This window comes from Acinetobacter sp. YH12045 (assembly GCF_013419925.1).
Lineage (GTDB): Bacteria > Pseudomonadota > Gammaproteobacteria > Pseudomonadales > Moraxellaceae > Acinetobacter > Acinetobacter amyesii.
The window spans coordinates 257792-265006 of record NZ_VOZE01000006.1 but is presented as its reverse complement, the minus strand read 5'-3'; the positions used below and the strand labels follow the sequence as shown (position 1 = coordinate 265006).

Sequence of the window (7215 nt, the reverse complement as noted above, 5' to 3'; positions counted from 1 at the left end):
TCAATCAATGAAAATAATTTCGATCAATCAATCAGTAAAAATCCACACAAGTTGTTCTTCATAATCTCTTAATGATCTTCTTGTTGGTTCGTCACCAGCAAGCTAGGTCGGCTATATTACTCTTTATCTCTAAAGAGTCAACTGGTAATTCAAATTATTTTTAAACTTATCAAATAAAACCCAACTCAATCAATTCAACCAAGTCATTGTTTTATCAGAAGTTTTAATCTTCATCACCGCCGATGGATGTGCATTCTACAGCATTTCACATTCGTTGCAACACTTTTTTTAAAATAATTATTTCGAGCGCACGATTTTCACTCAAATTACATTTTTTCATTCATATTTTGATCAAATTTGGTTTAATAGTAATAAATCAGGATTATTTGAACGTTTTTACTTATTATACGGCAAACATTTTGCCGCGCTAAAAGCGTCAGGACTATATATGCGCCAAACTTCTTTTTTATATGCAGGATTATTGTCACTTGTCGTAACAACACCTGTATTTGCAAATGACGAGGCTTCAGCACCTGTTGCTCAAGACTCAGAAGCTGCCAATAAATCAAAAACACAACAACTTGCACATGCTGCGATGGTCAAGTCATCTGAAGTTGCAAAAAAATTATCTGTAAATGCCAATGCAGCACAATCAGAAGAAGATAAAGACCCTTTTCAGCCGATCAACCGGAAAGTTTACGCATTTAATGATTATTTAGATGTCCATATTGCCCGCCCTGCTGCTGTGCAATATGTAGCAAAAACTCCTAAGGATATTCGTGAATCTTATCGTTTATTCCGTAAAAATTTGGGCGAACCGTGGAATGCATTTAACCAACTCATCCAAGGACGACCGACACGTGCCGCAAAAAGTCTGGGGCGTTTTACTGTTAATACACTGACAACTTTAGGCTTTGCTGACCCTGCAAGCCGTCTAGGTCTAGAAACCGAAGATGAAAATTTTGGTGCAACTTTAGGATATTACGGTATTCCTTCTGGTCCTTATATTGTTTTACCGGTGCTTGGTCCGAGCACATTGCGTCAAACTGTGGGGCTTGCTGTAGATAGTCAAGGACGTCCACAGAAATATATGCTTGATGGTCATGATGTGGCGTATTGGTCTGAGCAAACTTTACGTGGAATCGATACTCGCGCTCAATTACTGGATATCGAAGGTGTATTGCAAGGCGATAAATACGCTCAAATTCGTGATATTTATTTGCAACGCCTGAACTATTCTATTGCTGAGAAAAAAGGTATTGCTGAAGAAAACTTATTTATTGATGAAGAAGATGACGATATTGATGAATCTGAAGATAATTCAACAGACGTTTCATCTGATGATTCTACCGATTTCATTGATGATAGCATTTCAGATGATACCGACACGGTATTAACTGAATAAATAAAATTTTTCAATTGGCTGGTGTGGTTTTTCCCTCCAGCCATCATTAGCTTGCTATAGTATACTTATTGTCTATCGAAGGATTCATCTAATTCTTTATGTATTTCATTCAACCTACTCGTGATATTCCATATTTAGATCAGGTACTTGATGCGCTTCCTAGCGTACAAATGATTAACATTGAAGATCTAGACTTGTATGATCCAACGATCATTGCAATTGCTGATGTTGCCGACTTTTTAAATCACCAATGGACACTTCCTACCATTGTGCTCGCTTTTGAGCATGAGGGCGCTGCATTGGCTCAAGCGTGGCAACAAGGTGCTTTAGCAGGATGGGTGTGGGACCATATTCCAACCAACCTTCAGGTGGCACTCACTAAAATTGATGCGCAATACAAACGCAATCAAGACAGCCGTGATCTCCCTTCTGCTGCAGATTTGCAAAAACGTTTACTGCCCAACCCAATTGAACTCCACAACTATAAAATTGAAACATTCTTCCAGCCTTCAGCCTATTTATCCGGTGATTGGTACGATTACTGGAAAATCAGCGATAAAGAAATAATGTTTTATCTTGCAGATGTATCTGGTCATGGGGTGACGAGTAGTTTACTGACCTCTTGGATGGCTGCTTTCCACGGTCGTTCAAAAACCCCGAGAGAACTCATCAAAAAGCTCAATGGCATGTTGGTTCAAGAAAATATTGAAAAGCACATTACCATGATTGCGGGGATACTCAATCTCGATACGCATGTCTTGAAATGGTCTAGTGCAGGCCATTATCCGCCGGCCATTTTATTTGAACCCGGTCTTCCCGCACGAATTTTAAATACCAGCAGCTTCCCACTCGGCTTAACTGAAGATCTAGAAGTTGAAGAGTTTGAATTTACCTTAAATCGTTATTCTCGCTTTGTAATTTGCTCGGATGGCGCACTTGAACCTTTTGACGGTGGATTGAATGAACAGCTAGGTCAATTGGTTTATCACTTGCAAAATCAATCATTTCAAGCACCAGACCATGTTGCTGATGATATTGCCATCCTAAGTTTACGTCGAATCAATTAATCACGAAATCAATCACTTAAACCGAATACGACTTTCTGATCATACTCGGCTACTTGAGTAAGCTGTGCCCCTATGGGATAATTTACTATCCTTCTCTGCAAATGGCATTTATATGTCAACAGGTCATGTTGAATATGCAAGCTTGAACGGAACGCATATTTTTAAGCTTATTGGCGAAGTGCGTGCCCAATCTTGTATTAGTCTAGACAAGTTATTAAACAAAATTGAACAGCAACAAAATGTCGTCGGTGCAATCGTTGATTTAACCCAAACGACATTTATCGATAGTACCGTCCTTGGCATTTTGGCGAAACTGGGTTTGAAGCTCAAACAAGTTCACCATATCCAAGCGGTAATGTTGTCTACAAACTCTGATATCACAACGCTTGCCAATAGCATGGGTTTAGGTCAGGTGTTTGTTATTTTGAATTATTGTGGTGATCCAAGTGTATGCACTCGCGCACTTATGGAAGAACACATTACCCATAGCAATATGCTGAATACGGTTTTAGATGCACACAAAACGCTGATGAAACTAAATGATAGCAACCAAAATATGTTTGAGCCTTTGGTCAAACAACTGCAAAAAGAGCAGGACAATCTAGAGCAACCCAAGCAGCAAAATGTCTAATTTAGGTTAATCACAACAGAGACCCTCTTCGCATGACTTTACTTTCCGTTGCACAAATGAATTCTCAAAATGACATCGAAGATAACTTCAAAGTGATCGAATCATTGATGCAACAAAGTCAGGCTCAAGGTGCGAGTCTCATTGTATTTCCTGAAAATTTTGTCTGCTTTGCCGCAGGTAAACAGCGCGAAACCGCGGCGCAATTTGAAAGTATTCAGCAGCGACTAGAACAACTCGCACATCGTTATCAACTTTGGATTGTTGCGGGCACACTCCCATGCCCTTATCGTCCAGATGGTTCAATCATTCAAGATGGCCGTGTCCGTACTGTCAGCCTGTGTATCAGCCCTGAACGTACCGAAGCACGTTATGACAAAATTCATTTATTTGATGTGCAAGTTGGTGACGCTGTCGGTGGCTATCAAGAATCAAAATTTTTTGAACCTGGTACTGAAACCGTAGTTGCAACAACACCTTTTGGCAATATTGGCCTGATGGTGTGCTACGACTTGCGCTTTCCTGAACTGGCTTTGAAACTTCGTAGCCAAGGTGCAAACATTTTAACGGCGCCTGCAGCTTTTACTTATACCACGGGTGAAATGCACTGGCAGTTGTTACTGCAAGCTCGTGCCATGGATAGCCAATGTGCTGTACTGGGTGCCGCACAACAAGGTTGGCATGGTGAAAAGCGTCAAACTTGGGGGCATGCTGGAGCAAGCAACTGCCGCGGTCAAATTTTAGCAATCACCGCAGAAGAAGGCGCTCAACTACTCACAGTTCCTTTCGACTTAGACGAGCAGCAACAGATTCGCGCATCAATGCCACTGATGCAGCACCGTGTTTTGGTTCAATATTGATTTTCACTCTGTATAAAATTACAAAAAAACTGAATATTATTTAAACAAAATCCCCCACGATATGATTTTGAACCATCATCTGAGGGATTAGAAAAATGACTTTAGAAAAAGCAGTTTATACAGCCCATGCAAAAGCCACTGGTGGTCGTGATGGTCGTGCAACGACGTCCGATGGGCATTTAGATGTTCAATTGGCGGTGCCGAAAATTATGGGGGGTACAGGTAATGGTACAAATCCCGAACAACTCTTCGCCGCTGGTTATTCAGCCTGTTTTTTAGGTGCAATGAAATTTGTGTCTAACCGAGATAAAATTTCGATTACCCCTGCTGCCTACGTCGAGGGTGATGTTGGTATCGGCCCTATTCCAACAGGATTTGGTATCGAAGTGACGCTTAATATTCATCTTGAGGGTATGGATGCAAGCGAGGCACAGAAATTGGTCGATGCTGCACATATTGTGTGCCCCTATTCAAATGCGACCCGAAACAATATTAATGTTACTTTAAATGTTTTGACTTAAATCCATTTGTACCTATCTATACAAAGCACTGTTTTAATTCTTATAAAATAGTGCTTTGAGCTTTTTTACTTCTACACATCTACAGCTGAGCTCAAAATAAAATCTTATCCATTTCCAATACATTTAAATATTCATATTCAGCTGCCAAAACCTTGCTAAAATATATAACGATTCTTATTTACATTCATTTGTTGATCTATGATGCTTAAACCTCTCCTTATCAGTACGTTGCTACCCAGCGCATCTACACTGAGTTTTGCCGAATTAACCCTGTCTGAAAAAGTCCGTCCTCACATTAAATCCTTGGTCAATCCAGATATTCAACGTCTTGCGCTACCGCCAACACCGAACAACATGTCTTTACCTGCTTATGGCCAAGGCATCATTGGTTGGGGTACAGGCCCAGAAGGTGCAGCAGCGCGCTTAGCCAATATCAGTAAAGCCGACGTTGAAAAGCTTAAAACTCAAGATGTCACTTTAGAGATGGTTCAAACTTGGCAAAAGTTTTATGAAAATGAAACGCAGCGCAATGCAGGTAACCCAACCGCGCCCATTCGTGCTGAATTGATGAAGAAAGTTGTCAGTTTGTGGTAAGTGAAAGACCGTACAGCCCATATTTTTGGGCTGTTTTTAGTTCAAATTAGAAATAAAAATCATGAGACATTCGATAGAAAGATTAATGAATAAAATTAAAAAAATGTTTAATATTCAAACTATAATTAACTATACATCCATAAAAAAATTAAAATCATTTTCAGGACTTTACAATGAAAACATACTTTTCAATGCTTTTTCTAAGCTTGGCCTTAGCCGCATGTAGCCAAACACCTGCGCCTGATTTTTCAGGGGAATGGAAACAAACACCTGACACGGAGAGCCTACGCAAACTTTCCATTAGCAAACAAGGCGATGACTACCAAATTAAAGACGAATTTTGGCTCGATAAAAATAATACTGAGCGCACTTCTAGTGCTTCATCCGGTATGGCCGAAGTGAATCATGATGTGCTGAAATATAAAGAGAGTAATAGCATTGAAATGAAACTCAGTGATGCAAACCACCTCACTCTGACAGACAAAGCATATGATGCTGTAATTCATTTTGAAAAGATTAACTAAAGCAAAGCCCCGAGTCCTTGCACAGACTTCGGGGCTTTATTTATATTTCACACCGACTATTCAGCCGCTTCATTCGTCACTCTGAGCACTTCTTCAATGGTGGTTTTACCTGCCAAAACTTTACGCAAACCATCATCACGAATTGAACCCGCATTTGCACGGACATGATTTTCTAACTCAAACTCAGCAGCATTACCATGGATGAGACGACGTGTTTGCTCATCAATCGGGACGATTTCATAAATTGCGGTACGCCCTGTAAATCCAGTATGCGAGCATTGTTCGCAGCCTTTAGGTTGTGGCAATTTTAATTCGGTCGAGGCATCGAGATGCTTAAATAAGTCTTTTTCAAAATCATCGGCATCATGCCAAGTCGCACAATGACGGCACAAGGTTCGAACCAAACGCTGCGCCACCACACCTATCAATGAGCTTGACAGTAGAAAGGGTTCAATCCCCATGTCTTTAAGACGGGTCACTGCACCGATTGCTGTATTGGTATGCAGCGTTGAAAGTACCAAATGGCCTGTTAATGACGCTTGTACTGCAATTTCAGCAGTTTCTAAATCACGAATCTCCCCGACCATCACCACATCTGGGTCTTGTCGAAGCATGGCTTTTAATGCACGAGCAAAGGTCATATCCACTTTGGTATTGACCTGCGTCTGCCCGATCCCTTCAAGTTGATACTCAATTGGATCTTCCGCAGTCAATATATTTTTTGAACCATCATTTAGATCAGACAATGCCGCATATAAGGTTGTGGTTTTACCCGAACCCGTTGGTCCCGTAACCAAAATAATGCCATGCGGACGATGTACCAGTTGTTTCAATCGATCATAGTCATGCTGCATCAAGCCCAAATGGGTCATGTTTAAACGCCCAGCTTGTTTATCGAGTAAACGCATCACCACACGTTCACCATAGGTAGATGGTAAGGTTGATACACGAACATCAACTTCTCGGCCCGCCAAACGTAGTGAAATACGACCATCTTGTGGAATTCGCTTTTCTGCAATATCGAGTTTGGCCATGACTTTGATCCGTGACACCAACAATGGCGCAAGTTCACGACGTGGCTGCACAATTTCACGTAACTGACCATCGACACGTAAGCGGACAGACAGCTTTTTTTCAAAAGATTCGATATGAATATCTGAAGCACCGACACGGATCGCTTCAGACAATAAGGCATTGATTAACCGTACAATCGGCGCATCATCCTCCTGATCCATCAAATCTTCAGCTTCTGGTACAGAGTCCGCAAGGCTAAGTAAATCAGGATGATCTTCCAGACCCGCTACCACTTGTTGAGACTCACCGGTGTCTCCGGCAAAGCTTGCACTGAGTAATTGATTAAACTCTTGCTCACTACATAATTGATATTGTGCAGGATGCCCTAAATAGCGACGTGCTTCTTGTAAAGCCAGCAGTGGCGTGCTGTCACGACGTACAATAAAAGCTTGATCACCCTCATATCGAAGCAATACGCCATGACGTTTGGCAAAACTATATGGTATTTGTAATTGTTTAAGTACTTGCATCACGCATTATAATGATGAAAAAAGTTGTTTTGAGTGTACTCTAAGCATCTGACAGCGTGAAGTCTGTTTTTA

Annotated in this window: 8 protein-coding genes; 7 read left to right on the top strand and 1 reads right to left on the bottom strand. The window is 41.0% G+C overall.

All coding sequences use genetic code 11. From position 1 onward, the window contains the following. Positions 1–448 precede the first annotated feature (448 nt). The 7 genes from FTU02_RS10805 (at position 449) to FTU02_RS10775 (ending at position 5599) form a co-directional block, all read left to right on the top strand. The gene (locus tag FTU02_RS10805) at positions 449–1405 is read left to right on the top strand and encodes a VacJ family lipoprotein (RefSeq protein WP_180157061.1); all 957 of its coding nucleotides are present in this window, start codon (positions 449–451) and stop codon (positions 1403–1405) included. A gap of 98 nt (positions 1406–1503) precedes the next feature. Further along, the gene (gene gigA, locus FTU02_RS10800) at positions 1504–2472 is read left to right on the top strand and encodes an RsbU family protein phosphatase GigA (protein ID WP_078192616.1); all 969 of its coding nucleotides are present in this window, start codon (positions 1504–1506) and stop codon (positions 2470–2472) included. A gap of 112 nt (positions 2473–2584) precedes the next feature. Then, positions 2585–3103: an anti-anti-sigma factor GigB gene (gigB, locus tag FTU02_RS10795; protein ID WP_078189558.1), complete on the top strand. Its 519-nt coding sequence runs from the start codon at positions 2585–2587 to the stop codon at positions 3101–3103. Positions 3104–3135: 32 nt separating this feature from the next. Then, on the top strand, positions 3136–3960 hold the full coding sequence (locus FTU02_RS10790) for a carbon-nitrogen hydrolase family protein (protein ID WP_180157058.1): 825 nt from the start codon (positions 3136–3138) through the stop codon (positions 3958–3960). 95 nt (positions 3961–4055) lie between these two features. Further along, positions 4056–4481, top strand: coding sequence for an organic hydroperoxide resistance protein (locus FTU02_RS10785; RefSeq protein ID WP_111884709.1), 426 nt, complete (start codon positions 4056–4058; stop codon positions 4479–4481). Positions 4482–4682: 201 nt separating this feature from the next. Next, positions 4683–5075 carry a DUF4951 domain-containing protein gene (locus tag FTU02_RS10780; protein ID WP_180157082.1) on the top strand — a complete coding sequence of 131 codons (393 nt, stop codon included), beginning with the start codon at positions 4683–4685 and terminating at the stop codon, positions 5073–5075. 173 nt (positions 5076–5248) lie between these two features. Further along, entirely contained in the window at positions 5249–5599 is a 351-nt protein-coding gene (locus tag FTU02_RS10775; RefSeq protein ID WP_180157056.1) for a hypothetical protein, read from the top strand. 56 nt (positions 5600–5655) lie between these two features. Here the strand turns inward: FTU02_RS10775 and gspE are convergent, their stop codons facing one another. Further along, positions 5656–7143, bottom strand: coding sequence for a type II secretion system ATPase GspE (gene gspE, locus FTU02_RS10770; RefSeq protein ID WP_180157054.1), 1488 nt, complete (start codon positions 7141–7143; stop codon positions 5656–5658). Between the last annotated feature and the right edge of the window lie 72 nt (positions 7144–7215).

Bases quoted from the DNA above. Each gene is read 5' to 3' on its own strand.
- FTU02_RS10780 (WP_180157082.1), top strand. From the start codon at position 4,683: ATGCTTAAACCTCTCCTTATCAGTACGTTGCTACCCAGCGCATCTACA.
- gigA (WP_078192616.1), top strand. From the start codon at position 1,504: ATGTATTTCATTCAACCTACTCGTGATATTCCATATTTAGATCAGGTA.
- FTU02_RS10790 (WP_180157058.1), top strand. From the start codon at position 3,136: ATGACTTTACTTTCCGTTGCACAAATGAATTCTCAAAATGACATCGAA.
- FTU02_RS10775 (WP_180157056.1), top strand. From the start codon at position 5,249: ATGAAAACATACTTTTCAATGCTTTTTCTAAGCTTGGCCTTAGCCGCA.
- FTU02_RS10785 (WP_111884709.1), top strand. From the start codon at position 4,056: ATGACTTTAGAAAAAGCAGTTTATACAGCCCATGCAAAAGCCACTGGT.
- FTU02_RS10805 (WP_180157061.1), top strand. From the start codon at position 449: ATGCGCCAAACTTCTTTTTTATATGCAGGATTATTGTCACTTGTCGTA.
- gspE (WP_180157054.1), bottom strand. From the start codon at position 7,143: ATGCAAGTACTTAAACAATTACAAATACCATATAGTTTTGCCAAACGT.
- gigB (WP_078189558.1), top strand. From the start codon at position 2,585: ATGTCAACAGGTCATGTTGAATATGCAAGCTTGAACGGAACGCATATT.